This window comes from Rhodanobacter ginsengisoli, from assembly GCF_042657065.1.
GTDB classification, from domain to species: Bacteria; Pseudomonadota; Gammaproteobacteria; order Xanthomonadales; family Rhodanobacteraceae; genus Rhodanobacter; species Rhodanobacter ginsengisoli.
This window is the reverse complement of record NZ_JBHSNF010000001.1, coordinates 712,989-738,801: the sequence shown is the minus strand read 5'-3', so window position 1 is coordinate 738,801 and position 25,813 is coordinate 712,989. Positions and strand designations below refer to the sequence as shown.

The following is a 25,813-nucleotide window of genomic DNA, read 5'->3' as shown; positions in this document are numbered from 1 at the left end:
AGGCTCGCGCGCCTGCCGGGGAAGTTTCAGGGAACGGGTGCGGTCGAGCCGCGGATCTCCAGCGAAAACGGCATCTGCTGCAGCTGGCCATGGCCGCGGCCGCGCAGCACTTCCAGCAGCTGCAACGCCGCGACCTTGCCCATCTCGCGACTGGGCTGGCGGATGGTGGTCAATGCGGGCCACAGCTGGCTCGCCAACGGGATATCGTCGAACCCGCACACGGAAAGATCCTGCGGCACCTTCAGGCCGCGCTCGTTCGCCGCCCACATCACGCCGGTCGCCATGTCGTCGTTGGCGGCGAACACCGCCGTGGGCCGCTCCGCCAGCGCAAACAGCTGCCGCGCCGCCGCCACGCCGGAGCTGAACGTGAAGGCGCCCTGCACCACCAGCGCGGGATCCACGGTCAGTCCCGCGGCGGCCATCGCCTCGCGATAGCCGGCCAGTCGCCAAACGCTGGCACCGTGGTCGGCAATGCCTTCGACATGGGCGATCCGCCGATGCCCCAGCGACAGCAGATGCTCCACGATCGTGCGCGCCGCCTGCTGCTCGTCCATGGTGACGCCGATGTTGCCGTCGCGGGTCCGTGGCGACACGCTGGCATACGGCACATTGCGCTCGCGCAGGCGCTTGAGCAGCGGCGCGTAGTCGGTGATCGGCGGGGTGAGCACGATGCCGTCCGGGTGATGATCGGAAATCAGCGCATCGAGCCGGCGGATGAAATCGTCCCCGCGCATCCGCAGCGGACGCACCATCATGCTGTAGCGATGCGAATCGCAGGCCTCCAGCACGCCGTCCTGGATCTCGGCCAGGTAGGTCGAGGCCGGGTTGTCATTGTTGTCGTACAGCATCGCCACCAGGAACGAACGATTGCCCGCCAGGCTGCGCGCCGACGGCAGCGGACGGTAGTCCATCGCCTCCATCGCGGCGAGCACGCGCTTGCGCGTGGTGTCGCTCACGTTGGCCTCGTCGTTGAGTACGCGGGACACCGTCTTGGGCGATACGCTCGCCGCGCGCGCCACATCTTCGAGGCGTACCCGCATGGATTCTCCCGGTGTTGTCACGCTATCGATCAACTATGCCGCCATAGCCGGCCGGTTTACAAGGACTCTTCCTCTTGTCGCGGGCGGCTTGCGATGCCCTGCGCGCCCGGCAAGCGCCGGCCGTCCCGAATGAATACGTATGCAGGTGCTGGCTGCTGCATTGCGACGCTCCCTACCATGCGAGGCCCACACTCGAACTTGCCCGTCGTCGATGCTGCAGTCGCAGCATGCAGCGCAAGTCCCGCCGTGACATAACAGCTGCCGGAGAGCTCACTGATGACGATCGACATGACCCGTGCCACACACCCCGCGCTGTCCCCATGCTGAGCCTGCTGCTGGCCGCGACCATGGCCGCCGGTCCCGGCGTCGCCCCGGCCTGGCACGACGGACTGGACTGGCATGGCGTGCATGTCGGCATGCAGCGCGATGCCGGGGATGCCTACACGCTGGCGTGGCCGTTCGGCCAGCGGGTGATCCCGGCGCAGCCCTTGCAGGTGGATACCGCCAGCGTGCTGTTCAACGGGCTCTACGCGATGGCCCAGGACGACCTCAAGCTCGACTCGGTCACGGCGATTCGCGACGGCGCGTTCGATCACGGCCAGCCGATTCCCTGCCACTGCTTCGAGACCGGGATGAAATGGCCGTACGTGTGGACACGCGACCTGTCCTACTCGATCGACCTCGGGCTGTGGCGGTTCGACCCGACGCGGGCGCGCAACGGGCTGGAGTTCAAGTTGTCCGGCGTGCGCGTGCCCACCGCGCCGCAGGGCCTGTACGTGATGCAGGACACCGGCTCGGGCGGCAGCTGGCCGATCAGCACCGATCGCGTGGTGTGGTTCCTCGGTGCGCGGCACCTGCTGGGCGACCGGGCGTTTGCGACGCAGGTGCGGCAGGCGCTGAACGACACGCTGGCGCAGGACCGGCAATACGCGTTCGACGCGCGGTTCGGGCTGTACCGGGGCGAGACCTCGTTCATGGACTGGCGCGAGCAGAGCTACCCGGCATGGACCGCGGCCAACGTCGGCTTCATCGCCCAGTCGTATGCGCTGTCCACCAACGTGCTGCATTACCAGGCACTGCAGCTGGCCGCCACGCTGGCCGATGCACAGCATGAAACGAAGACCGCTGCCGGCTACCGCGCCCAGGCAGCCGCCCTGAAGCAGGCCATCAACGCGCACTTCTGGCGTGCCGACCGCGGCATGTACATGAGCTACCTCGGCGGCGACGGCACCCCGGTCGACACCTACGACCTGCTCGGCATCTCGCTGGCGGTGACCAGCGGCGTGGCTGGGGGCGAACGCGCGCGGCAGACGCTGGCGAACTACCCGAGCTGGCCGGCCGGCAGCCCGGTCATGTGGCCCGAGCGCGCCGACCAGCCGATCTATCACAACCGCGCGATCTGGCCGTTCGTCAGCGCCTATGCATTGCGCGCCGCGCGCACGGTGAACGATCCGGCGCGCATCGCCCACGAGATCGAGTCGGTGATGCGCGGTGCGGCGCTGTACGGCTCCAACCTCGAGAACTACGAGCTGCTGACCCAGGGCCAGCATCTGGACGACGGCAAGCTCAGCGGCCCGGTGGTGAATTCACCCCGCCAGCTGTGGTCGGTGGCGGCCTACCTCGACGTCGTCACCGAGGGCGTGTTCGGCCTCGGCGAGGACGGCCGGGTGGAACCGAAGCTGCCCACCGCGCTGGTGCCGATGCTGTTCGGCTCGCGCGACTCGATCACGCTGGACCTGCCCGATCGCCGTATCACCCTGCAACTGCCGAAACAGCGCGGCGGCAATCTGCTGGTCACCGATCGCCGCACCACGCAGGGAAACACCACGGTGGTGATGCTCAAGGCGGTGCAGGTGGATGAGTTGCCGCTGCGCATGGACGCACCGTTGTACGCGCCGGTCGCGCCAGCGGCCCCGCGGCTCGAGCCGGCTGGCAACCGGTGGCACGTGCAGACCGACGGCAAGGTGCAGCTATACGTCAATGGCCGGCGCGGCGCGACCGTCGATGGCCAGGGGCAACTGCCGCGCACGGGAGCCCTCACCTGCGTCAGCGCCACCCGCGTCGACGCCCATGGCCTGGAGTCGCTGCACAGCCCCGCGACCTGCGCGGGCGACGTGGCGCGAGTCGGTGGCGACTGGCCACGTGCATGGACCGCGCCGGCCAGCGGCAGCTACCGTGTGTCGGTGGACTATCGCAACGACCATGGCCCGATCAGCACTGGCGTCACCGCGGCGGTGAAGATGCTGGCGATCCGCTGCGACGGCAGCGAGCTGCAGCGCGTACCGCTGGTGATGCCGCACAGCGTGGGCACGCAGCGTTCCACCCATGGCCAATTCACGGCGCAGGCGCATGCCCGCTGCCACTTCGCGCTGGAGGACGGCGTCAACATGAGCTACCTGCAGCACTTCGCGCATTACACCGGGGGTGCCGGCGGCATCGACGGTGCATTGAACAACGCCGGCATCGACGATCTGCTGATCGCGCCGCTGGCCAGGGGAACCACCACACCATGACCAGAAAACCCGAGCTGTCGTTCTGGCAGATCTGGAACATGTGCTTCGGCTTCCTGGGTATCCAGTTCGGCTTCGCGTTGCAGAACGCCAACGTCAGCCGGATCTTCCAGACGCTGGGTGCCAACGTCGACGACATCCCGATCCTGTGGGTGGCCGCGCCACTCACCGGACTGATCGTGCAACCGATCATCGGCCATTACTCGGACCGCACATGGAACCGTTTCGGCCGGCGCCGGCCGTATTTCCTGGCCGGCGCGCTGCTGGCGACGCTGGCCCTGCTGGCCATGCCCAACTCACCCGCGCTGTGGGTGGCCGCGGGCGTGCTGTGGATCATGGATGCCTCGTTCAATGTGTCGATGGAACCGTTCCGCGCCTTCGTCGGCGACCAGTTGCCGGTGCGCCAGCGCCCGCTGGGTTTCTCGATGCAAAGCGTGTTCATCGGCGTCGGCGCGGTGGTCGCCTCGCTGATGCCATGGCTGCTGGCGAAGGTCGGCGTCAGCAATGTGGCGCCCGAAGGCGCCATACCGGACACGGTGAAGTACGCGTTCTACGCCGGCGGTGCCGTGTTGCTGGGCACCGTGCTGTGGACCGTGCTGTCCACCCGCGAATACCCGCCCGAGCAGTTGCGCGATTTCGACGATGCCAGCGAGCAACCCGCCGCGGATGCCACCCGCGCCTGGCTGCCAGGCCTGCTGCTGCTGGCCGCCGCCGCGCTGGTGTTGCTGGCGATCCGCCACTTCGCGCTGGAGAAAGAACTGTATGTCCTGGTCGGTGGCCTGGCCGTGTTCGGTGGGCTGTTCGCCTGGCTGGCCTTCACCCGCAGCGCCGGCATGCTGCGCCAGGTGATGGGCGACCTGTACAACATGCCCGACGCGATGCGCCGGCTGGCCGTGGTGCAGTTCTTCTCGTGGTTCGCCCTGTTCGCGATGTGGATCTACACCACCCCGGCGGTCACCGCGGTGCAGTTCGGCAGCAGCGATCCGCATTCGGTCGCCTACAACACCGGTGCCAACTGGGTCGGCGTGCTGATGGGTGCCTACAACGGCTTCGCCGCGCTGGCGGCGATCGCGATACCGCTGCTGGTGCGCCGCATCGGCCTGCGCTGGAGCCACCTGATCAACCTGTGGCTGGGCGGCGCGGGGCTGCTGTCGTTCCTGTTCATCCGCGACCCGGACTACCTGCTGGTCTCGATGGTCGGCGTGGGCTTTGCGTGGGCCTCGATCCTGTCGCTGCCCTACGCGATGCTGTCGGACAACCTGCCGGCGCAGAAGATGGGCGTGTACATGGGCATCTTCAATTTCTTCATCGTGATCCCGCAGCTGATGGCGGCCAGCGTGCTCGGCCTGCTGTTGCGGCTGTGCTTCCACGACCAGCCGATCTATGCGCTGGCGCTGGGCGGCGCCAGCCTGTTCGTGGCCGGCCTGTTCACCCTGCGCGTGCACGAACCACTCGGAGACGTGCCGGTCACCGCTGCCGTGGCGGGAAACCACCGATGACATTCCGCAGGCACCCGCTGGTCCTCGCCCTGCTGGCCGCTCCGCTGGCCGCCGGCGCCGCACCCGTCTCCGTGCCGGAATTCGTCGGTACCGATGCACCGTTCGCCGCCAACGCGATCTACTTCGTGATGACCGACCGCTTCGTCAACGGCGATCCGTCGAACGACCACCGCGACCAGGGCGGCGCACATCCCACCTGGGACATTCCGGTGCCCGGCGCGCCCAGGGGCCAGAGCGCGAACATCGGCTACCTCGGCGGCGACTTCAGGGGCGTGCTGGACAACGCCGGCTACATCCGCGGCATGGGCTTCGGCGCGGTGTGGATCACGCCGATCGTGGACAACCCGGACCAGGCCTTCACCGGCGGCGACCCGGTGCGCTGGGGTTCCAAGTTCACCGACCGCGGCAAGACCGGCTTCCACGGCTACTGGGGCATCAACTTCTACAAGCTGGACGAGCACCTGCCCAGCAAGGGCCTGGACTTCGCCCGGTTCACCACGAAGATGCATGCGGACGGGCTCAAGGTGGTGCAGGACATCGTGGTGAACCACGGCTCGCCCGCGTTCACCATGCCGGTGCGCCAGCCGCAGTTCGGGCAGATCTTCGACAAGAGCGGCAAGCTGATCGCCGACGAGCAGAACCTGCCGCCGTACCGGCTGGACCCCGTGCGCAACCCGCTGCACCGCTTCTACCACGCCTACGACGACCTGGTGCAGCTGTCCAACAACGACGACCAGAGTCCGGCCGTGCTGGACTACATGGTCGGCGCCTACGAGCAGTGGATCGAGCAAGGAGCCGATGCGTTCCGCATCGACACCATCAGCCACATGTCGACCGGCTTCTGGCGGCAGTTCAGTGCGCGCATCCGGGCGAAGCATCCGGGTTTCTTCATGTATGGCGAGGCGTTCGACTACAGCCCCGACAACATCGGCAAGTTCACCTGGCCGCAGAACGGCGGCATCAGCCTGCTCGACTTCCCGCTGCGCGGACGCACGGCCGAGGTGTTCGAGCATCCGGACAGCGACTACGCGCAACTGCTCGACCGGCTCTATCTCGCCAACGGCCCCTATGCGAATCCCTACGAGCTGGTGACGTTCTACGACAACCACGACATGGCCCGGCTCAACGCCTCCGACAACGGCTTCATCGATGCCGACAACTGGCTGTTCACCGCGCGCGGCATCCCGGCGATCTACTACGGCTCGGAAACCGGCTTCGAACGGGGCAAGGCCGAGCACCAGGGCAACCGCAACTACTACGGCCAGCAGCGCATCGACGCGGCCGCGAAAAGCCCGATCTACCGGCAGCTGAAGCGTATCGCCCTGCTGCGTGAGCACACCATCGCCCTGCAGCGCGGACTGATGCTGCCGATCCGCTTCGCCGGCCAGCAGGCATCGTTCTATCGGGTCTACCAGAAAGGCGACACCCACCAAATCGCCCTCGTGCTGCTCAACAAGGGCGACCGGGCCGCTGCGTTCGACATCGGCGACAAGCTTCAGGCGGGCGATTGGAAGCCCGCGCTCGACGGCACACCGATCGACGTGCAGCCGAATGGCAAACTGAAAGCGACCGTGGCTGCGCACGATGTACAGGTCTACCTGCTGGATGCCACGCCAAGTCGGCCCGACCTGGTGGCCGAGCTGACCCGGCTGATGCGCGAGCGCGGACACCCCGAACACTGACAGGCCGGTCCATGCCGGCGGGGGGATCGAGATGAGCCTGAAGATCATCGGCGCCGGCTACGGACGCACCGGCACACTGTCGACCTGGACGGCACTGCGTGAGCTCGGCTTTCCCTGTTATCACATGATCGAGGTACTCGAGAACAAGGCCAACAAGTCGCATCTCGACTTCTGGCGTGCGGTGGCCAACGCCCCGGCCGGGACCCGGCACGACTGGGAGCAGGTGTTCTCCACTTATACCGCCGCCGTGGACAACCCCGCCTGCTGCGTCTGGCGCGAACTGATGGAGGCGTATCCCCAGGCCAAGGTGTTGCTGACCGTGCATCCTCGCGGCGCCGAGGCGTGGTACGAAAGCACGATCGACACGATCTACTTCACCGAGACCATGTGGCAGTTCAAGGTACTGGAATGGACCACGCCGTTCGGACGCAAGTTCGGCGACATGTCGCGCAAGCTGATCTGGCAACGCGCCCACCAGGGCACCATGAACGACCGCGACGCAGCGATCGCGCTGTACCACCGGCACATCGCCGAGGTGACCGCCAGCGTGCCGCCCGAGCGCCTGCTGGTGTTCTCGGTCGACCAGGGCTGGGCGCCTTTGTGCGAGTTCCTGAATGTGCCGGTGCCGACGACACCCTTCCCCAACGTCAACGATCGCGCGGCGGTGAAGCAGACCCTGCGCCAGCTGACCCGCGGCGCCTACGTGATCGTGGGCCTGGCAACGGCCGCGGTGGGTGGGCTGGGCTATCTGGCGTTTCAGCTGCTGTCGTAGCCGGCCAGCAGGGACCGGGCGCGCAGCGCGTTCGGCTCAGCGCAGGCTCGAGCCCCGCACCATCAGCTTCACCGGCAGCACTTCGCTTTCGACCGCCTCGCCGCGGATCAGTCCGAGCAGGCTCTCGACCAGCACCTCGCCGGCCTGGCGGGTGTCCTGCAGCACGGTGGTCAGCGGCGGGTTGACGAAACTGGCGGTGGCGATGTCGTCGAAGCCGGCCAGCGCCACGTCCTGCGGCACGCGCAGGCCATGGTCGCCGAGCGCGCGCATGGCGCCGATCGCGATCAGGTCGCTGGCGGCGAAGACCGCATCGAAGCCGACCTCTCGCGCGATCAGGCTGCGCATCGCCTCGTAACCGGAATGCTCGGTACTCTCGGCGTTTTCCTGCAGGGCGGGATCGATCGCCACCCCGGCCTGCTCGAGCGCATCGACGTAGCCGCGGTAGCGGCCGAAGAACTCCGGATAATGGCTGGAGGCGTCGCCGAGGAAGGCGATGCGGCGGCAGCCACGTTCCAGCAGGTGCCCGGCCACGGCCTGCCCACCGCGAAAGTTGTCACAGCCGATCGACACCCCGGGCTGGTCGGGCAGCACCGCACCCCAGCGCACGAAACAGGTGCGCTGGGCGACCAGTTTCTCCAGCTTGTCGCGATGGGTCAGGTAATCGCCATAGCCGAGCAGGATGATGCCGTCGGCTTTGTTGCTGTCGGCGAAATCGGCATGCCAGTCGTGCGAGAACTGCTGGAACGAGATCAACAGGTCATAGCCGCGCTGGGCGCAGGCACGGGTGATCGAACCGAGCATCGACAGGAAGAACGGGTTGATGTGCGATTCGTCGGCCGTGGGGTCCTCGAACAGCAGCAGGGCCAGCGTGCCGCTGTGCATCCGGCGAAGGTTGGAGGCGTTCTTGTCGAGCTTGTAGTTGAGCTGCTCGGCGGCAGCCTGGATGCGCCGCCGGGTTTCCTCATTGACCAGCGGGCTGCCGCGCAACGCCCGCGACACCGTCGCCTGGGAAACCCCGGCCAGGTGGGCGATGTCGATGGATGTGGCTTTGACTTTCATCTGCAGCGTGATCCGGAAGCTTGTCGTCAGACACCAGCTGACCGGCCATGGATTGGCCGTCGTTGATTCCGAATCCTAACCGCTTTGCGCGCCGCCTGTGGTAGATGCTGCAGCACGGGTCGACACCGCGGCGGCCGGGCAGTGCCGCCGGGGCGGCCGCCCCGGCGGAAAAGCGCCGCTCCATGATCCTCAGGCCCGCATGTCCTCCAGCTCGACGCCCTTGGTCTCGCGCACCGCGTACAGCACGAACATCAGCGACAGCAGCGCAAAGCCGGCGTACAGGCCGTAGGCGAAGGTCAGGCCAAGCTCGGCCAGCGCCGGAAACGTGCTGGTGATCGCGAAGTTGGCCAGCCACTGCGCCGAGGCGGCCACGGCCAGTGCGGTGGCGCGAATGCGGTTGGGGAACATTTCGCCCAGCAGCACCCAGACCACCGGGCCCCAGCTCACCCCGAAGAACACCACATAGGCATTCGCCGCGACCAGCGCCACGATGCCGACCGAGCCGGGCAGGCTCAGCTCGGCCCCGCTGCCGGTGGCCTGCGAAAAGCACCAGGCCATCGCGCCCAGGGTGACCGCCATGCCGGCCGAACCGATGACCAGCAACGGCTTGCGACCGATCTTGTCGACCAGCGAGATCGCCACCAGGGTCACCAGCACGTTGACGATCGAGGTGGCCACCGTGATCGTGAACGAATCGGCCTCGCTGAAGCCGACCGAGTGCCACAGGGTGGACGAGTAGTAGAAGATCACGTTGATGCCGACGAACTGCTGGAACACCGAGAGCAGGATACCGACCCACACGATCGGCAGCAGGCCCGCCGCGGCACCGCGCAGATCGCTGAGCCGCGGCTTGTGTTCCGAACGCAGGCTGTCCTCGATGTCGGCCAGCTTCTTGCCCAGCGCCTGGTCGTTGTGCATGTCCAGCACTTCCTGCAACACCACCCGGGCCTCGGCCAGGCGGCCCTTGGCCACCAGATGGCGCGGCGATTCCGGCACGCCCAGCACCAGCAGGCCATAGACCAGCGCGGGCGTCACCGCCGCCAGGAACATCCAGCGCCACGCCGGCAGCCCCAGCCACAGGGTATGCGCCGCGCCACCGGCCAGGTCGGCCAGCCAGGCGTCGCTCAGCAGCGCAGCGAAGATGCCCAGCACGATCGCCAACTGCTGCATCGAGCCGAGCCGGCCGCGGATCCGCGCCGGCGCCACCTCGGCGATGTAGGTCGGTGCGATCACCGAAGCCACGCCCACGCCGATGCCGCCGACCAGCCGCCACACGATCAGGTCCCAGACGTGAAACGCCAGTCCCGAGCCCAGTGCGGCGGCCACCAGCAACACCGCCGCCACCTGCATGGTGCGCACGCGCCCCCAGCGATTGGCCAGCATGCCGGCGTACCAGGCACCCAGCGCCGAACCGAGCAGGGCGCAGGACACCGCGAAGCCGGTTTGCGCCGCGTCCAGCGAAAAGCTGCCACGGATCGCATCGACCGCGCCGTTGATCACCGCCGTATCGAACCCGAACAGAAAGCCGCCCAGTGCCGCTGCCGCCGCTATCAAGACCACCCGCACGGTTGCGTGCTGGCCCAGCCCGTCTGTCGCTTTCACTGAACTCATTGCGTCTCCCCCAACGTGATGGCGTGTCTTGCGTTCGATTCTGGGATGCACCCGCATCGCTGTCCGATTGAATACGTATGCAGTGGCTCAGGCAACCGGGTCGCCGGCCGGCACGCTCCCCTGCCTGCGCCCCGACACCAATCGCGCCATCCCTTTCCACCACGATGACAGCGCTATCAATTCGAACGAGCATAGCGCGACCGTCTCGTCCATGGGAACACCGATCATGCGGTACGACCGCTCTTCGGAACGGCAGGCGTGCGGTCCGGTGCATGCCCCGACGCGTCCACCCGGCGCCGCGAATGGCTCAGCTCATTCGGCCGCGTTGATCACCGCAAGGAAGTCGCGTCCGTAGCGCTTGAGCTTGGCCTCGCCCACGCCGCTGATCGTGGCCAGCTCGTCCTCGTTCGCCGGCAACGCCCGCAACATCGCCAGCAGGGTGGCGTCGTGGAAGACCACGTACGGCGGCACGCCATGCTGCCTGGCCAGTTGCGTGCGCAGGGCGCGCAACTCGTCCCACATCGGCTGCTCGTAGGCCTCGATGCCGAGACTGCCGCCACTGCTCTTGTCGCCGGTGATCAGCTGGCTGTCACGACGACGACGGCTGCCGCGCTCGGGCCGGGCGTCCTCGCGCAGCTTCACCGGCTGGCCGCCGCTGAGCACGGCGCGACTGGCGGCGGTCAGCCGCAGCGTGCCGTAGCCTTCGGCGTCGGCCTCGAGCAGGCCGGCGGCAAGCAGCTGGCGGAACACCGAGCGCCATTGCTTCTCGTCCATCTCCGCGCCGATGCCGAACGTGCTCAGCCGATGGTGGTCCAGGCTCAGTGCGCGCTCGGTCTCCTCGCCGCGCAGCACGTCGATCACGTGGCCGGAACCGAAGCGCTGGCCGGTGCGGTACACCGCCGACAAGGCCTTCTGCGCCGGCACCGTGGCATCCCAGGTCTTCGGCGGCGCGATGCAGTTGTCGCAGTGGCCGCAGGGGCCGGGATAGGTTTCGCCGAACGCGCCCAGCAGCAGTTCACGACGGCAGCCGGTGGCCTCGGCGTAGGCCAGCAGCGACTCCAGCTTCTGCCGCTCGACCCGCTTGCGCTCGTCGGCCGATTCGGACTGCGCGATCATCTGGCTCATGGTGACCACGTCGGACAGCCCGTAGATCATCCAGGCCTCGGCCGGCAGGCCGTCGCGGCCGGCACGACCGGTCTCCTGGTAGTAGCCCTCGATGCTGCGCGGCAGATCCAGATGCGCCACGAAGCGCACGTCGGGCTTGTCGATGCCCATGCCGAACGCGACCGTGGCCACCATCACCACGCCGTCCTCGCGCAGGAAGCGTTTCTGGTTCTTCGCACGAGTGGCTGCATCCAGCCCGGCGTGATACGGCAAGGCCTCGATGCCGGACTCGGTCAGCCACTGCGCGGTGTCGTCCACCTTGCGCCGGCTGAGGCAATAGACGATGCCGGACTCGCCCTGGTGACCGAGCAGGAACTCGCCCAGCTGGCGCTTCGCGTTGTGCCGCAGGCCGACCCGGTAGCCGATGTTCGGCCGGTCGAAGCTGGACACGAACTGGCGCGCCTGCTGCAGCGACAGGCGCTCGACGATCTCCTCGCGGGTGCGCGGGTCGGCGGTCGCGGTGAGCGCGATGCGCGGCACCGCCGGGAAACGCTGGTGCAGGATCGCCAGCTCGCGGTACTCGGGCCGGAAATCATGTCCCCACTGCGACACGCAGTGCGCCTCGTCGATCGCGAACAGGGCTACCTCGGTGCGCTCGAGCTGGGCCCGGAAGCGTCCGGTCAGCAACCGCTCCGGCGCCACGTACAGCAGGTTCAGCTCGCCGGCCAGCAACTGCCGCTCGACCTCGCGCTGGTCCTCGCCACTCAGGCTGGAGTTGAGATAGGCCGCCGACACGCCGGCTTCGCGCAGCGCATCGACCTGGTCCTGCATCAACGCGATCAGCGGCGACACCACGATGCCGGTACCCTGCCGCAGCAAGGCCGGGATCTGGTAGCACAGCGACTTGCCGCCGCCGGTCGGCATCAGCACCAGCGCGTCGCCGCCGTCACTGAGATGGTCGACCACGGCCTGTTGCTGGCCGCGGAAACTGGGATAACCGAAAACGCTTTGCAGCAGGTCGAGGGCAGTGGGATTCATCGGCGACATGCTAGCAAACCGGCGGATCCAGCCTGTCGGCGCGGGATCCGCCGGATGTCAACGATTCGATCGCATTCGTGCAGGGCCATGCCGGCGAACCCGGGGATCCCGAGGACGGACGAATGCCCTCAATCCCCCGGCATCCCCCACAGGGCGTGATCCAGGTCGGCATCCAGGCCGAACCGCGACAGCGGCACACGGCCATTCTTCACCTCGACACCCTCGGCCCGCAGCAACCGGCATTGCTCGCGAAAGCCGCGGCTGCCCGGCGGCATCGCGATGTGTCCGCTGGCGCGCAGTACCCGGAACCACGGCAGCACCATGCCCTCGGGAACTTCGCCGAGCAGCCTGCCGACCAGCCGGGCGCGCCCCGGCAGGCCCGCGCGGGCGGCGATGGCGCCATAGCTGGCGACCCGCCCGGGCGGGATCGCGGCGATGGCGGCGAAGATGCGATCGTTGCGTTCGTTCATGGCTGATCCATCGGCGGTTGACGCGACTCGAACGGGAATACGTGGCAGAGTAACCGGTGCCCCTCCCAGCGGAAATCGCAACATGCGTCACTTCGAAGCCGTGCGTTCGCACATCGGCAGCCAGCACGAGCTGCACAACAACGACCCCTACCTGATCAGCTTCGATCTGCCGGTCCGGCAGGAGCGTTACCAGGGCATCTACCTGGCCGAGCTCGAGGACGAATCGGGGCGGCGTTACCTGCGCGTATCCACCCCGATCGGTCCGCTCGCCGGCACCGATCCGAATCGCTGCCTGCGCTTCAACTGGCAGCAGCGCACCGGTTTCCTCGCCGTGGCCGACCTGGACGGTTCGCCGTACCTGCACCTGTGCGAAAACCGCCTGTACGAATTTCTCGATGCCCCCGAGCTGGAACGCGTGGTGCATGAACTGGGCTCGCTGGGCGACCAGCTGGAGCAGGTGATCGCCACCGGCGCGGACTCGTTCTAGCCGCCCGGGCGGGTTGTGTTGCGCTAGAACGCCAGCTTGACCGCCATCACCAGGCCGTAGGCCAGCAGCGCGGTGACCGGCAGGGTCAGGATCCAGGCCCACACCATCCGCTCGACCACCGACCAGCGGATCGCGTTGAAGCGCTTGGCCGCGCCCACGCCCATGATCGAGGCCGACACGTTGTGGGTGGTCGACACCGGGATGCCGAACACCGAAGCGGTCAGGATCACCAGCGCCGAGCTGGTCTCGGCCGCGAAACCGTTGATCGGGTGCAGCTTGACCATCTTGTGGCCCAGCGTCTTGATGATGCGCCAGCCGCCACCCGCGGTACCCGCGGCCATGGTCAGCGCCGAGACCACCTTGACCCACACCGGGATCGCGAATCCGCCCGCCGGATTCTCCGCGACGCGCAGGAAACCCAGCCACACCGGCAGGTGGTCGAACTGATGCGTGGCGGTGGCACCGGCCAGCGCCAGCGCGATGATGCCCATGCTCTTCTGCGCGTCGTTCATGCCGTGCGCCACGCCCATCGCGGTGGCCGAGACGATCTGCGCCTTGCCGAAAAAGCCGTTGACGAACGGCGTGCGCCCGAATCGGCGTGACCAGCCGTGGCGGTTCGCGAACCAGGCCAGCAGTCCATACAGGCTGCCCATCAACAGGAAGCTGATGACGAAGCCGGCGGCCGGCGACAACACCATCGGGACGATCACCTTGGGGATCACGCCGTGGCCCTTCAGCCAGCTGCCCTGCTCCCAGATCACTGCGCTGAAGTTGCTGCCCGAGGCCGCGATCGCCGCCCCCACCAGGGCGCCGACCAGGGCATGACTGGAGCTGGACGGCAGGCCCAGCCACCAGGTGATCAGGTTCCACACGATCGCGGCCAGCAGCGCGCAGATCAGCAGCTGCGAGCTCATCTCGATCACGCCGGCGTTGATCAGCCCCGAGGCGATCGTGGCCGCCACCGCCGTTCCCAGGAACGCACCGATCAGGTTCGTGCCCGCCGCCAGCAACACCGCCTGGCCGGGAGTGAGTACCTTGGTCGCCACCACCGTGGCGATCGAGTTGGCCGTGTCGTGGAAACCGTTGATGTAGGTGAAAACCAGCGCGATCAGCACCACCGCGATGACGACACTCATGCGCGGCTCCCGGCCACTTCCGGACAGGCCACCACCGGGGACGGCCGAGCGGCCGGGCAATTCCTCATGCACAGGCTCACGGCGGCGACCTCAGGAGTTCTTCAGCACGATCGAATAGACGATGTTGCCGACGTCGCGGCACTTGTCGATCGCCTTCTCGATCAGCTCGAACAGATCCTTCGCCAGCATCGCCCGCATCGCGTCGCCGCCTTCCACGTAGAGCGTGCGATACGGCGCCAGCAGCATGCGGTCGCCCTCCGATTCCAGTGCCTGCAACTGATCCTGCAGCTTCTTCACCGGGTCGATGCGCAGGCCGCGGCGCAATTCGCCGATCATCCGGGCGACCACCTCGCTGGAGCGCTGCAGCACCAGTGCGCGCTGGCCGAAATCCACCCCGTCCAGCCGGGAAAACACGATCTCGTATCGTTCGGCGAACTTCTCGATGGTCTTGGGGATCTTGTACAGCGCCGAATTCAGCGCCTCGATGTCCTCGCGGTCCAGCGCCGTGACGAAGGTGTTCACCAGCCCTTCGCTGATCTGCGCGGCCAGCTCCTTCTCGCGGGCGCGGGTGGCCGTGAACGCGGCCATCACGGCGGCTTGCCCGGGCGTGCTCAGCAGCTCGTGCAGGGCCTTGGCGCTGTCGCAGACGGTGGCCGCGCTCTGTTCGAGCAGGCCGTAGAACTTGTCGCCTTTGCCGAAAATCGTCTGCAGTGAAAACATGCGGGCCATGCCTGAGTGAGCGAGATGACGGTAATGTTACAGGACACTCAGGCCGCCCCGAATCGACACCAGATGAAGTACAGCCCCCGCTACCCTTACACTGTGCGCATGCCCCCTCCACCATCATCACCGCGATGCTGACCGAAATCGCGCTCGTCTTCGTGCTGTCCCTGTGCAACGGCTTCTTCGCGTTGTCGGAAATGGCCCTGGTGGTGTCACGCAAGAGCCGCCTCAAGCAGATGGCCCGGACCAGCCGCAAGGCCGCGCTGGCGTTGCGCCACGCCGAGGCACCGGAATATTTCCTGTCCACCGTGCAGGTCGGCATCACCCTGGTGATGCTGATCACCGGTGCGGTCGCCGGCGATGCGCTGGGCACGCACATCGCCGAGGCGCTGCAGGGTGGCCGGCTGGGCTGGTTGCTGCCGTATGCACGGATCAGCGGCATCGTGCTGGGCTTCGTGCTGATCTCGTTCATCCAGATCGTGTTCGGCGAACTGGTACCCAAGCGGCTGGCGCTGTCGTCACCGGAAAAGCTGTCGTCCTACGTGGCGATACCGATGCTGCTGCTGTCGCGGCTGACCTCCCCGTTCGTGTGGCTGCTGAACATATCCAGCAACCTGCTGCTGCGGCTGCTGCGGGTGAAACAGCAAGGCAGCGGGGTGGTCACCGAAGACGAGATCCGCATGCTGGTCGCGGAAAGCGCCGAACAGGGCGTGCTCGACCGCGACGAGCACAACATGGTCAATCGCGTGCTGCGTCTGGGCGACCGCACGGTGGACAGCGTGATGACCCCGCGCATGCGGATCGCCTGGCTGGACATATCGGCCTCCCGCGAGGAAAACATCGAGGTCATGCGGCAGACCCCGTATTCACGCTATCCGGTCTATCGCGGCGACGAAAGCGACGTGGTCGGCGTGGTCGAGGTCAAGCTCATGCTGCACAGTTTCGCCGAGGGCAGTCCGGAGCTGTTCGGCCACCTGTCCAAGCCGCTGTTCGTGCCGGCGGCGGCGCGCGCGCTGGATCTGCTGGAGGAATTCCGTGACGCCGAGACCCCGCTGGCACTGGTCGTGGACGAATACGGCGACATCGAGGGCGTGGTCACCGTCAACGACCTGCTGGCCGCCGTGGTCGGCGCCAGCCAGATCGGCCATGGCGGAGCCGACGAGGACGGCCCCATCGTGGAACGCGCCGATGGCAGCTGGCTGATCGACGGCAGCCTGTCCACCGACGACCTGCGCGAACTGCTGCGTATCAGCGAGCTGCCGGGCGAGCAGGATCACGATTTCCGCACCGTCGCCGGCATGGTGATGACCGCGCTGGGCCATGTGCCGCAGACCGGCGAGGTGTTCGCCTGGCACGGCATCCGCTTCGAGGTGATCGACCTCGACGGTGCCCGCATCGACAAGCTGCTGGTCACCCCCGCGCCATCGCTGGAACTGCCCGACGACGAGCAGTAGGCGTTCGGCCGCCACTTTTGTGGGAGCGGCTTCAGCCGCGATGCTCTTGCCTTGAAGTGGTTCGGAACAAAGGCATCGCGGCTGAAGCCGCTCCCACAAAAAGCGCACTATCCGGTTGTCCAGCTAATCGCTCGTGCCCTTGGCCAATGCCGCCATGCGCTGGGCGTCGGCCAGGATGCCGTGCAGCACCCGCAGCTCGCGCTCATCCATCTGCGCGCGCTGGAACAGCTTGCGCAGGCGCAGCATGATCGTGGTCGGCGTGCGGCCCTTGTGGAATTCGATATCGTCCAGCGTCTGCGCCAGGTGCTCGTAGAACTTCTCCATCTGCGCCGCATCGGCCGGCAGCTCCGCCGGCACCGGCGGCAACGGCGCCGGCAGCTCGTCGAGCATCGCCACGCGCAGTTCGTAGGCCATCACCTGCACCGCCTGCGACAGGTTGAGCGAGCTGAAGTCGTCCACGCTGGGAATCCGCACCATCGCGTGGCAGCGCGCCAGCTCCTCGTTCTCCAGCCCGCTGCGCTCGTTGCCGAACACCAGCGCCACCTGTTCGCCCCGCGCAGCGGCGGCCAGCGCCTGCGCTGCGGCCTCGCGCGGCGACAGCTCCGGCAGGGTCACCCCGCGCCGGCGCGCGGACAACCCCAGCGCCAGGTTGCAGCCGGCCAGGCCGTCGACCAGCTCCGCGTGCACGCCCGCCTCGGCCAGCACGTCATCCGCGCCGGCGGCCAGCGCGCTGGCCTCCCGATCCGGGAAACGCACCGGGGTCACCAGCTCCAGCCGCTGGAAACCCATCGTGCGGATCGCCCGCGCCGCACTGCCGATATTGCCCGGATGCGAGGTGCGCACCAGCACGTAGCGGATGCGGGCGGCGAGGTCGTGGAGGTCGTTCATGCGATGCACGGCGTGGCGAGGGAACGTCCAAGGATAGTGGAGACGGGCCTCCGCGGCCCGGTCCGGGCCCGCCTCTGCTAGAATCGCCGACCGCAACCCCGCTCTCTTCCAAAGTCGAAACCCATGGCCCGACCCCACGTCACGATCGCGGCGCGCGCCGCCCGTTCCGCAGGCAATGTGATCCTGCGCTACATGAACCGCATCGACGGCCTCAATATCGTCGAGAAGCAGCAGCTGGACTTCGTCTCGGAGGTCGACAAGCTGGCCGAAGCGGAGATCATCAAGGAACTGCGCCGCGCCTATCCCGATCACGCGATCCTCGCCGAGGAAAGCGGCGCGATCGGCAAGGGGCCGCTGCAGTGGGTCATCGATCCGCTCGACGGCACCCACAACTACCTGCGCGGCATCCCGCACTTCAGCGTGTCGATCGCGCTGCTGGAGAAGGGCGTGCCGATCCATGCCGTGGTATTCGACCCGCTGCGCGACGAGCTGTACACCGCCAGCAAGGGTGACGGCGCCTACCTCAACGACCGCCGCATGCGCGTCAGCAAGCGCGAGAACCTGGGCGGCGCGATGATCGCCACCGGCTTTCCGTTCCGCCAGCGCGAGCATCTGGTGCCGCAACTCGACATGACCCGCGCCATCCTGGGCCAGGCCGAGGACATCCGCCGCTCCGGCTCCGCCGCGCTGGATCTGGCCTACGTCGCCGCCGGCCGCTACGACGGCTACTTCGAGATCGGCCTGAAGCCATGGGACATGGCCGCCGGCGTGCTGCTGGTGCACGAAGCGGGCGGCCGCTACTGCGACTTCGCCGGCCGCGACGGCATCCCCGAAAGCGGCAACATCATCGCCGGCAACCTCAACGTGGCCAAGGCGATGGTCGACGCGATCGGCCAGCAGGCGACGCCGGCGTTGCTCAAGGCGTGAGCACGTCATTCATCGCGTCGGCGTCCAGGTCCAGCCGTGGACACCGCGCCGGATCGGCATCGCCGATGCGATGCACCTGGATCGCATCCTGCCGTGGCGATGTCTGAGTGCCTGGCGAGCCCACGTCGCTCCAGAACATGCCTGTTCCGCCCAGGCCGGACGGAGTGAGTCGCAGCTCGACCGTGTAGCCCGCATCGACCGTGCGATCGAGCTCGAAGCTTGCCGAACGGTCGTCCACGACCGACCAGACGAGAAATCGCCTGGGTGCCAACCCCGGATAGAACACCCATCCACCGGGAGCGCCATGCACCGGATCAAGCGTGAGGCAGCCGTTGATTTGCCCCCGTTCCAGCCATTTGCCTCGCGCCTGGCCTTGCGCGTCGCGCAGCGGCCGATCGAACAGGACCAGCGTGCCGGTGCGATATGTCGTGGCCGGACACGATCCCTGGCAGAACATGACCGCATAAGTGCCGGCATACACCGGTGGCTGCGTGGGCGCATCGTTTTCCGCTGCGGTGGCGTGGAACGCCCAGAAGCCGAGGATAGGCAACAGCCACTTCAGCATGATCAACGCCTCCTGGCCTGATGACGCTAGCGGTCGCCGGCCTCGCGCAGGAAGCCGCGCAAGAACGGTACCGTAATGCGCCGCTGCGCGGCGAGCGACGCTGCATCGAGTCTGTCGAGCAAATCGAGCAACGCGCCAAGGTCGCGCGCATAACGCGCAAACAGCCAGTCCAGCACACTGTCGTCCAGTTCGATGCCGCGCGAGGCGGCCTGCGCTTTCAGTACGGCGCGGCGTTCGTCGTCATCGAGCGGCTTGAGCGCGAACTGGGTACAGGCACCGAGCCGCGAGCGCAGGTCGGGCAGCTCGATGCCGAGCTGCGTCGGAATCGCATCCGCAGCGAACAGCAGTGCGCTGCCTTCGGCGCGGGCGCGGTTGTAGAGGTCGAACAGCGCATGCTCCGCGTCGCGGTTGCCGGCAATGGCGCCCAGATCGTCCAGCGCCAGCAGCTCGCTGCCGGCGACGCCGCGCAGGGCCGCCGCGTGGTCCGTCAACGTGGCCAGCGGCAGGTATTGCACCCGCCGTCCGGCCGCGCTCGCGGCCTGGCAGGCCGCCATCAGCAGGTGACTGCGGCCACTGCCGCTGGCGCCGTGCAGGTAGACCCACGGAGCTCCGGGTTCGAGCGCCAGCGCCTGCACCGCGGCCAGCGCGGCCGCATTGGCGCCGGCATGGAAATGTTCGAAGCGCTGGCGGCGCGGCCAGCGCAGCGCCAGCGGCAGCTGCGGAATCATGGCGCGACCTGGTCGTCCGGCGCGGGCGCCGGCGCATCGTCCTCGCCGCCGGGAGGCACGATGACGGCCGCCCGGCCAATACCCGGATCGCCCCCGCCGGCCTCGTTGTACAGCTCGCTCATGCGATAGCGTTCCAGCACGTAGCGCAGCAGCACCATGATCACCGAGGCGGCCGGCAGCGCCAGCAGCACGCCGAAAAAGCCGAACAGGTAGCCGCCGGCCAGCACCGCGAAGATCACCGCGACCGGATGCAGTCCGATCTTGTCGCCGACCAGCTTGGGTACCAGCACATAGCCTTCCAGCAGCTGGCCGATCGCGAACACGCCGCAGACCAGCAGCACATGCGTCCAGTCGCCGTACTGCACCAGCGCCGCCACGATCGCGGCCACGAAGCCGATGATGAACCCCAGGTACGGCACGAAGCTGAGCAGGCCGGCGACCATGCCGATCAGCGGGCCCACGGTCAGCCCGACCACGCCCAGGCCGGCGCCGTAGAACACGCCCAGTCCGAGCATCACCAGCAGCTGGCCGCGCACGAATGCGCCCAGGATCCTGTCCGCCTCGCGTGCCAGGTGCGCGATCGTCGGCTCGATCGAGCGCGGCAGCATGAGATCGATCCTGGCCACCAGACGGTCCCAGTCGCGCAGCAGGTAGAACGCCACCACCGGGATCAGCACCAGGTTGGTCAGCCACATCACGATGCCCAGGCCCGAACGCGACACCTTGCCGATGACCGTGCCGGCGACGCCACCGATCGAACCGATATGCGAGCGGATCGCAGCCAGCAGCCGATCGCTGTCGAACGTGTGCGGATCGAGGTGCAGGCGCGCCTGCAGCCACGGCCACACGGTGTTCTGTGCCCAGTCGCCGTAGCGCGGCAGGTTGCTGATCAGGTTCTCGACCTGTCGCGCAATCAGCGGGATCAGCAGCAGCAACACGCCACAGAACAGCACCAGGATCAGCACGAAGACGATCGTCGCCGCCCACATCCGGTTCAGCCCCAGCCGCTCCAGCCGATCGGCCAGCGGGTCGCCCAGATAGGCCAGCATGGCGGCGATCGCAAACGGCATCAGGACCGGTGCCAGCAACCAGATCAGATAGACGATGAGCGCCGTGATGGCAAAAAGCTGCCAGCGACGGGAGTGGTCCTGGCTCACCCTAGTGGCCCTGCAGCCAGCGCAGGTTGGCATCGGCGCCCGGATGCGGCTGACCCTGCAGCAGCAGGCGGCCGCCGGCGGAGAGATTCGCGGCCAGCCCGCTGATCGGCAGGGTGGACTTGATGTCCAGCAGTACGCCGTCGTTCTGCGCTGCGACCGTGGTCACCTGCTGGATCGCGGGGTCGGCCGCCAGGATCGCCAGCAGGTCGGCATAGTCGACCGCCGAATCAAGCCCGCCGACCCACAACCTGCCCTCGCTGGCGGTGGCACCGATCACGTTGAGCTGCTTGCCGAGGCGGTCGACCATGCCGTTGCCTGCATCGGTCAACAGGGCGCCACCGGCGCTGCCCTGGCTGCTCCAGCGCTGCGCCTGCCCGCCCGAAATCAGGGTCCAGTCGGCGCTGTCGCCATGCAGTTGGCCCAGCAACACCAGGCCGGTGTGGTATTGCCGATTGATCGTCGCCAGGGTGGCCGGATCGATCGCGGCGACCTTCGCCAGATCCGGCGCAGCGCCCGCGGCGGGATACACCACGCCGGTGCCGCGTGCCGCCGCCACCGTGGCCAGGTTCGCCAGGGCCGACTGATCCAGCAGGCGGCCGTCCGCCCCCTGCACCAGCAGCAGCACCGGCGGCTTGATGCCCGCACTCGCCACACCCAGTTTCGCCACCAGCCGGCGTACCGACGAAGGCGAAAAATCCACGTCCAGCACCAGGCCGGTCGCGGCCCGCTGGTACTGGAACTTCAGCACCAGCGAGCCGGCACCGCTCAGCGCCGCGGCATACCCGGGGTTGCTGCGAAGGTCCTGGCCGCCGGCCACCCGCGTCATCACCTGTCCCAGCGCGGTGGCAAAGGCCTGGTCGCGCTGGGCATCGCTGGTGTCGGTGACCGGGACGGTGACCGAGTACGGCGAACCGGACGTCTGCGCGTGCAGCGGCGGCAGCACGGCAAGACCCAGCAGCAAGCTGAGGAAGAACAGGCGGGACAGGCGCATGGAGGTGGGTATCTTCTGCAGGAAAACTCCGGGGAAGTCTGCCCAATCGCGCCCCCAGCGTCCATCGAAGCCGTCACCGCCCCGGCCGACGCCGCACGACGACCCGGCATCCGCGCCGCATCCTGCTAAACTCGCGCGTTTAATCCACGCCGGTTTTCGCCATGTCAGACGCCCTAACCTACCGCGCCGCCGGCGTCGATATCGATGCCGGCAATGCCGTGGTCGAACGCATCAAGCCGCTGGTCAAGCGCACCTTCCGTCCCGAAGTGATGGGCGGACTGGGCGGTTTCGGCGGCCTGTTCGACCTTTCCGGCCGTTACAAGGAACCGGTACTGGTCTCCGGCACCGACGGCGTGGGCACCAAGCTGAAGCTGGCCCAGATCCTCGGCCGCCACGACACCATCGGCATCGACCTGGTCGGCATGTGCGTCAACGACGTGCTGGTGCAGGGTGCCGAGCCGCTGTTCTTCCTGGATTACTTCGCCACCGGCAAGCTGGACGTGGACACCACGGTGGCCGTGGTCGGCGGCATTGCCCGGGGCTGCGAGCTGGCCGGCTGCGCCCTGATCGGTGGCGAGACCGCCGAGATGCCCGACATGTATCCGCCGGGCGAATACGACCTGGCCGGCTTCACCGTCGGCGCGGTGGAAAAGTCGCAGATGCTCACCGGCGAGGCGATCGAGGCCGGCGACGTGATCCTCGGCGTGGCCTCCAGTGGCCCGCATTCCAACGGTTACTCGCTGATCCGGCGCATCCTCGATCGCGCCGGATCTCCGCTGGACCTGGACCTCGGCGGCGCGACGCTGGCCGATGCGCTGATGGCGCCGACCACGATCTACGTCAAGCCGATGCTGGATCTACTCAAGAGCGAGCCCGTGCACGGCATGGCTCACATCACCGGCGGCGGCCTGAAGGAAAACATCATCCGCGTGGTGCCCGATGGCCTGGGCATCGCGTTGCAGGCGTCGGCCATCGTGCTGCCGCCGGTGTTCGACTGGCTGATGCGCGAAGGCAACGTGGCCCGCGAGGAAATGTGGCGCACGTTCAATTGCGGCATTGGCTTCACCGTGATCCTGCCGCGCAACGCGGTGACGGCCGCTTCGGCGCTGCTGGCCAGGCACGGCCTGGCCAGTTCGCTGATCGGCGAGGTCGTGCCGGCGCAGGGCGACGAGCGCGTGCACATCGGCTGATCGAACCGCGGCGCTCCCGATGACCACCTCGCTACCGCGCATCGCCGTGCTCGCCTCCGGGCGCGGCAGCAACCTCGCCGCGCTGCTGGCTGCGCGCGAGCGTGGCGAGCTGCCGGTCGACTTCGTGCTGGTCGGCAGCGACAAGGCCGCCGCCGGCGCGCTGCGACTGGCCGAAGCGGCGAACATCCCGACCCTGGCGCTGGACCCGCGCGGCTATCCCGACCGCCTCGCATTCGACCTCGATCTGTTCGCCCGCATCGCCGCCAGCGGGGCCGAGTGGCTGGTGCTGGCCGGCTTCATGCGGATCATCGACGCCGCCGCGCTGGGCCCGTGGGTCGGCCGTATCATCAATATCCACCCCTCGCTGCTACCGAAATACCGCGGCCTGCACACCCACCGCCGGGCGCTGGAAGCAGGCGACCGCGAGCATGGCGCCAGCGTGCACTTCGTCACCGCCGAACTGGATGGCGGCCCGGTGATTGCCCAGGCGCGCCTGGCGATCCAGCCCGGCGACGACGAACTGCAACTGGCGCAGCGGCTGCTGCCGCTGGAACACCGCTTGTTGCCGGCCGTGCTGCGCCTGCTGGCCGAGCGGCGCCTGCAATGGGACGGCCACGCCGCCCGATTCGATGGCCGTCTGCTGTCGGCGCCACTGCTGCTCGGCCCGCAAGGCCTGACGCCGCAGGAGTGATCCGCGGTTCAGCCCGGGGCCGGCAGACTCGGCACATGACTATCCGACCCCTGCTCCCCCCTCTCGTCGCCATCGGCCTGCTGTTTGCCGCGCAAGCTGCCTTCGCCGCCCCACCCGGCGGCTTTACCGCTACCTACAACGTGCTCCAGGGTGGCGAGCCGATGGGTGTGGCCACGGTGAGCCTGCGCGCGGCCGGTCACGGCGAATGGACTTACAGCAAGGACGTCAAGGGCACTGCCGGCCTCGCGGCCATGCTCGGCGCCAGTGTCCAGGAGACCTCGCAATTCCGCTGGAAGGGCGACGTACCCGAAGCGATCAGCTACGACTATCGCCTGCAGACCGGCTTCAAGAACAAGCAGCGCCATCTGCGCGTCGACTGGAACAAGGACCAGGTGACCGTCGACGAGGGCAAGGGTGCCCGGACCTACGCGGCCAGCCCCGGCATGGTCGAGCGCAACAGCCTGCCGCTGGCACTCGGACTGGCCCTGCGTGACGGCAAGAAGCAGGTTGCCCTGCCGGTGGCGGTGCGCCAGGAGGTGCAGACGCAGAACTTCGAGGTCAGCGGCAGGGAAACCGTCAAGGTCCCCGCCGGCAGCTTCCAGGCCCAGCGCGTCGACCGCACCGATGCCGACCGCGGCTTCAGCGCGTGGTATGCGCCCAACCGCTACCCGCTGCCGGTGAAACTGTCGCAACACGACGGCGGCGACATGGAAATGGAGCTGGTGAGTTACCGGGCCAACTAGGCACTCGCCGCAGACAGCAAAAAGCCCGGATCTTCCGGGCTTTCTGCTGTCTGCGGCAGCGGACGACTCAGTTCGGCAGGCGGCGAATCTTCGCGCCGAGCACGCCGAGCTTTTCCTCGATGTTCTCGTAGCCGCGATCGATGTGGTAGACGCGGTCGACCACGGTATCGCCGGTGGCGACCAGGCCCGCCAGCACCAGGCAGGCCGAAGCGCGCAGGTCGGTGGCCATGATCGGCGCCCCGCTCATCTGCTGCACGCCCTGGATCACCGCGGTATTGCCCTCGAGCTGGATGTTCGCGCCCAGCCGCTGCAGCTCGTGCGCGTGCATGAAGCGGTTCTCGAACACCGTCTCGGTGACCACGCCGGTGCCTTCGGCCACGCAGTTGAGCGCGGTGAACTGCGCCTGCATGTCGGTCGGAAACGCGGGGTACGGCGCGGTGCTGATGTTGACCGCCTTCGGCCGGCGCCCGCCCATGTCCAGCTCGATCCAGTCGTCGCCGGTGGAGATATGCGCGCCGGCTTCCTCCAGCTTGGCCAGTACCGCGTCGAGCGTATTGGCCCGCGCATGCCGCGCGCGCACCTTGCCGCCGGTCATCGCCGCGCCGACCAGATAGGTGCCGGTCTCGATGCGGTCGGGCAGCACGTCGTGCTCGGCGCCGTGCAGCCGCTCGACGCCATGGATCACCATGGTGGACGTGCCCGCACCCTCGATCTGCGCACCCATGGCGATCAGGCAGTTGGCCAGATCGACCACCTCGGGCTCCTGCGCGGCGTTCTCGATCACCGTGGTGCCCTGCGCCAGCGTCGCCGCCATCATGATGTTCTCGGTCCCGGTGACGGTGACCATGTCCATCAGGATGCGCGCGCCCTTCAGCCGTTTCGCCCTCGCCTTGATGTAGCCGTTCTCGACGGTGATCTCGGCACCGAGCGCCTGCAGCCCGCGAATGTGCTGGTCGACCGGACGCGATCCGATCGCGCAGCCGCCGGGCAGCGACACCTCGGCCTGGCCGAAGCGCGCCACCAGCGGGCCCAGCACCAGGATCGAGGCGCGCATCGTGCGCACCAGATCGTATGGCGCCACGCAGGTGCTGGTGGTACGGGGGTCGACATGCATCTTCATGCGATCGTCCAGCACCAGCTGCACGCCCATCTGGCCGAGCAGCTCGATGAAGGTGGTGACGTCGTGCAGGTGCGGTACGTTGCCGATGCTGACCGGCTCATCGGCCAGCAGGCAGGCCGCCAGAATCGGCAATACGGCGTTCTTGGCGCCGGAAATACCGACCTCGCCATTGAGCGGCGTGCCGCCACTGATCAGGATCTTGGCCATCGTTGTCCTTCAATAAACGGG

At 67.8% G+C, this 25,813-nt stretch carries 23 protein-coding genes; 10 read left to right on the top strand and 13 right to left on the bottom strand.

Going from position 1 to position 25,813, the window contains the following annotated elements; all coding sequences use genetic code 11:
• Positions 1-26: 26 nt before the first annotated feature.
• Positions 27-1,040, bottom strand: a complete 1,014-nt coding sequence (locus ACFPPA_RS03120) for a LacI family DNA-binding transcriptional regulator (RefSeq protein ID WP_377317182.1) — start codon at positions 1,038-1,040, stop codon at positions 27-29.
• Positions 1,041-1,360: 320 nt separating this feature from the next.
• On the opposite strand from ACFPPA_RS03120, the gene ACFPPA_RS03115 reads away from it, so the two are divergent.
• The 4 genes from ACFPPA_RS03115 to ACFPPA_RS03100 are packed head-to-tail and all read left to right on the top strand — an operon-like array spanning position 1,361 to position 7,503.
• Positions 1,361-3,553 carry an alpha-L-rhamnosidase-related protein gene (locus ACFPPA_RS03115; protein WP_377317180.1) on the top strand — a complete coding sequence of 731 codons (2,193 nt, stop codon included), beginning with the start codon at positions 1,361-1,363 and terminating at the stop codon, positions 3,551-3,553.
• The gene (locus tag ACFPPA_RS03110; RefSeq protein ID WP_377317178.1) at positions 3,550-5,049 is read left to right on the top strand and encodes an MFS transporter; all 1,500 of its coding nucleotides are present in this window, start codon (positions 3,550-3,552) and stop codon (positions 5,047-5,049) included. The genes ACFPPA_RS03115 and ACFPPA_RS03110 overlap by 4 nt, the downstream gene beginning before the upstream one ends.
• Positions 5,046-6,731, top strand: a complete 1,686-nt coding sequence (locus tag ACFPPA_RS03105; RefSeq protein WP_377317176.1) for an alpha-amylase family glycosyl hydrolase — start codon at positions 5,046-5,048, stop codon at positions 6,729-6,731. Before ACFPPA_RS03110 ends, ACFPPA_RS03105 begins: the two co-directional genes overlap by 4 nt.
• Positions 6,732-6,762: 31 nt before the next feature.
• The gene (locus ACFPPA_RS03100) at positions 6,763-7,503 is read left to right on the top strand and encodes a sulfotransferase family protein (RefSeq protein ID WP_377317174.1); all 741 of its coding nucleotides are present in this window, start codon (positions 6,763-6,765) and stop codon (positions 7,501-7,503) included.
• A gap of 36 nt (positions 7,504-7,539) precedes the next feature.
• Here the strand turns inward: ACFPPA_RS03100 and ACFPPA_RS03095 are convergent, their stop codons facing one another.
• From ACFPPA_RS03095 to ACFPPA_RS03080, 4 genes are all read right to left on the bottom strand, one after another.
• On the bottom strand, positions 7,540-8,562 hold the full coding sequence (locus tag ACFPPA_RS03095; protein ID WP_377317172.1) for a LacI family DNA-binding transcriptional regulator: 1,023 nt from the start codon (positions 8,560-8,562) through the stop codon (positions 7,540-7,542).
• A 189-nt stretch (positions 8,563-8,751) separates the two neighbouring features.
• Complete coding sequence (locus tag ACFPPA_RS03090) at positions 8,752-10,173, bottom strand: sugar porter family MFS transporter (RefSeq protein WP_377317170.1); 1,422 nt, start codon at positions 10,171-10,173, stop codon at positions 8,752-8,754.
• Between the two features lie 312 nt (positions 10,174-10,485).
• Complete coding sequence (gene recQ / locus ACFPPA_RS03085; RefSeq protein ID WP_377317168.1) at positions 10,486-12,315, bottom strand: DNA helicase RecQ; 1,830 nt, start codon at positions 12,313-12,315, stop codon at positions 10,486-10,488.
• A 128-nt stretch (positions 12,316-12,443) separates the two neighbouring features.
• The gene (locus ACFPPA_RS03080; protein WP_377317166.1) at positions 12,444-12,785 is read right to left on the bottom strand and encodes an MGMT family protein; all 342 of its coding nucleotides are present in this window, start codon (positions 12,783-12,785) and stop codon (positions 12,444-12,446) included.
• Between the two features lie 82 nt (positions 12,786-12,867).
• On the opposite strand from ACFPPA_RS03080, the gene ACFPPA_RS03075 reads away from it, so the two are divergent.
• Positions 12,868-13,272 carry a hypothetical protein gene (locus tag ACFPPA_RS03075; RefSeq protein WP_377317164.1) on the top strand — a complete coding sequence of 135 codons (405 nt, stop codon included), beginning with the start codon at positions 12,868-12,870 and terminating at the stop codon, positions 13,270-13,272.
• Between the two features lie 23 nt (positions 13,273-13,295).
• Here ACFPPA_RS03075 and ACFPPA_RS03070 read toward each other — a convergent pair whose 3' ends face one another.
• Both ACFPPA_RS03070 and ACFPPA_RS03065 read right to left on the bottom strand, forming a co-directional pair.
• Complete coding sequence (locus ACFPPA_RS03070) at positions 13,296-14,408, bottom strand: inorganic phosphate transporter (protein ID WP_377317162.1); 1,113 nt, start codon at positions 14,406-14,408, stop codon at positions 13,296-13,298.
• Positions 14,409-14,498: 90 nt separating this feature from the next.
• Positions 14,499-15,128, bottom strand: a complete 630-nt coding sequence (locus ACFPPA_RS03065; protein WP_377317160.1) for a DUF47 domain-containing protein — start codon at positions 15,126-15,128, stop codon at positions 14,499-14,501.
• A gap of 134 nt (positions 15,129-15,262) precedes the next feature.
• Between ACFPPA_RS03065 and ACFPPA_RS03060 the strand changes: the two genes are divergently transcribed.
• On the top strand, positions 15,263-16,585 hold the full coding sequence (locus ACFPPA_RS03060; RefSeq protein WP_377317158.1) for a hemolysin family protein: 1,323 nt from the start codon (positions 15,263-15,265) through the stop codon (positions 16,583-16,585).
• 123 nt (positions 16,586-16,708) lie between these two features.
• Here ACFPPA_RS03060 and ACFPPA_RS03055 read toward each other — a convergent pair whose 3' ends face one another.
• Positions 16,709-17,473, bottom strand: coding sequence for an RNA methyltransferase (locus ACFPPA_RS03055; protein ID WP_377317156.1), 765 nt, complete (start codon positions 17,471-17,473; stop codon positions 16,709-16,711).
• 123 nt (positions 17,474-17,596) lie between these two features.
• Between ACFPPA_RS03055 and ACFPPA_RS03050 the strand changes: the two genes are divergently transcribed.
• Entirely contained in the window at positions 17,597-18,400 is an 804-nt protein-coding gene (locus tag ACFPPA_RS03050; RefSeq protein WP_377317154.1) for an inositol monophosphatase family protein, read from the top strand.
• Here the strand turns inward: ACFPPA_RS03050 and ACFPPA_RS03045 are convergent.
• From ACFPPA_RS03045 to ACFPPA_RS03030, 4 genes are read right to left on the bottom strand one after another with little or no spacing between them, the layout of a single operon-like run.
• Entirely contained in the window at positions 18,390-18,965 is a 576-nt protein-coding gene (locus ACFPPA_RS03045; protein WP_377317152.1) for a hypothetical protein, read from the bottom strand. The genes ACFPPA_RS03050 and ACFPPA_RS03045 overlap by 11 nt on opposite strands.
• 26 nt (positions 18,966-18,991) lie before the next feature.
• A complete protein-coding gene (gene hda, locus ACFPPA_RS03040) occupies positions 18,992-19,693 on the bottom strand; it encodes a DnaA regulatory inactivator Hda (RefSeq protein ID WP_377317150.1) in 702 nt (233 codons plus the stop codon).
• Positions 19,690-20,883 (bottom strand): AI-2E family transporter, encoded by a 1,194-nt coding sequence (locus ACFPPA_RS03035; protein WP_377317148.1) that lies wholly within the window; start codon positions 20,881-20,883, stop codon positions 19,690-19,692. Before ACFPPA_RS03035 ends, hda begins: the two co-directional genes overlap by 4 nt.
• Complete coding sequence (locus tag ACFPPA_RS03030) at positions 20,852-21,841, bottom strand: DUF2066 domain-containing protein (protein WP_377317146.1); 990 nt, start codon at positions 21,839-21,841, stop codon at positions 20,852-20,854. Before ACFPPA_RS03030 ends, ACFPPA_RS03035 begins: the two co-directional genes overlap by 32 nt.
• 161 nt (positions 21,842-22,002) lie before the next feature.
• Between ACFPPA_RS03030 and purM the strand changes: the two genes are divergently transcribed.
• The 3 genes from purM to ACFPPA_RS03015 are packed head-to-tail and all read left to right on the top strand — an operon-like array spanning position 22,003 to position 24,465.
• On the top strand, positions 22,003-23,031 hold the full coding sequence (purM, locus tag ACFPPA_RS03025; protein WP_377317144.1) for a phosphoribosylformylglycinamidine cyclo-ligase: 1,029 nt from the start codon (positions 22,003-22,005) through the stop codon (positions 23,029-23,031).
• Positions 23,032-23,050: 19 nt separating this feature from the next.
• Entirely contained in the window at positions 23,051-23,722 is a 672-nt protein-coding gene (purN, locus tag ACFPPA_RS03020) for a phosphoribosylglycinamide formyltransferase (protein ID WP_377317142.1), read from the top strand.
• Between the two features lie 35 nt (positions 23,723-23,757).
• The gene (locus ACFPPA_RS03015; RefSeq protein ID WP_377317140.1) at positions 23,758-24,465 is read left to right on the top strand and encodes a DUF3108 domain-containing protein; all 708 of its coding nucleotides are present in this window, start codon (positions 23,758-23,760) and stop codon (positions 24,463-24,465) included.
• Between the two features lie 67 nt (positions 24,466-24,532).
• Here ACFPPA_RS03015 and murA read toward each other — a convergent pair whose 3' ends face one another.
• The gene (murA, locus tag ACFPPA_RS03010; protein ID WP_377317138.1) at positions 24,533-25,792 is read right to left on the bottom strand and encodes a UDP-N-acetylglucosamine 1-carboxyvinyltransferase; all 1,260 of its coding nucleotides are present in this window, start codon (positions 25,790-25,792) and stop codon (positions 24,533-24,535) included.
• Between the last annotated feature and the right edge of the window lie 21 nt (positions 25,793-25,813).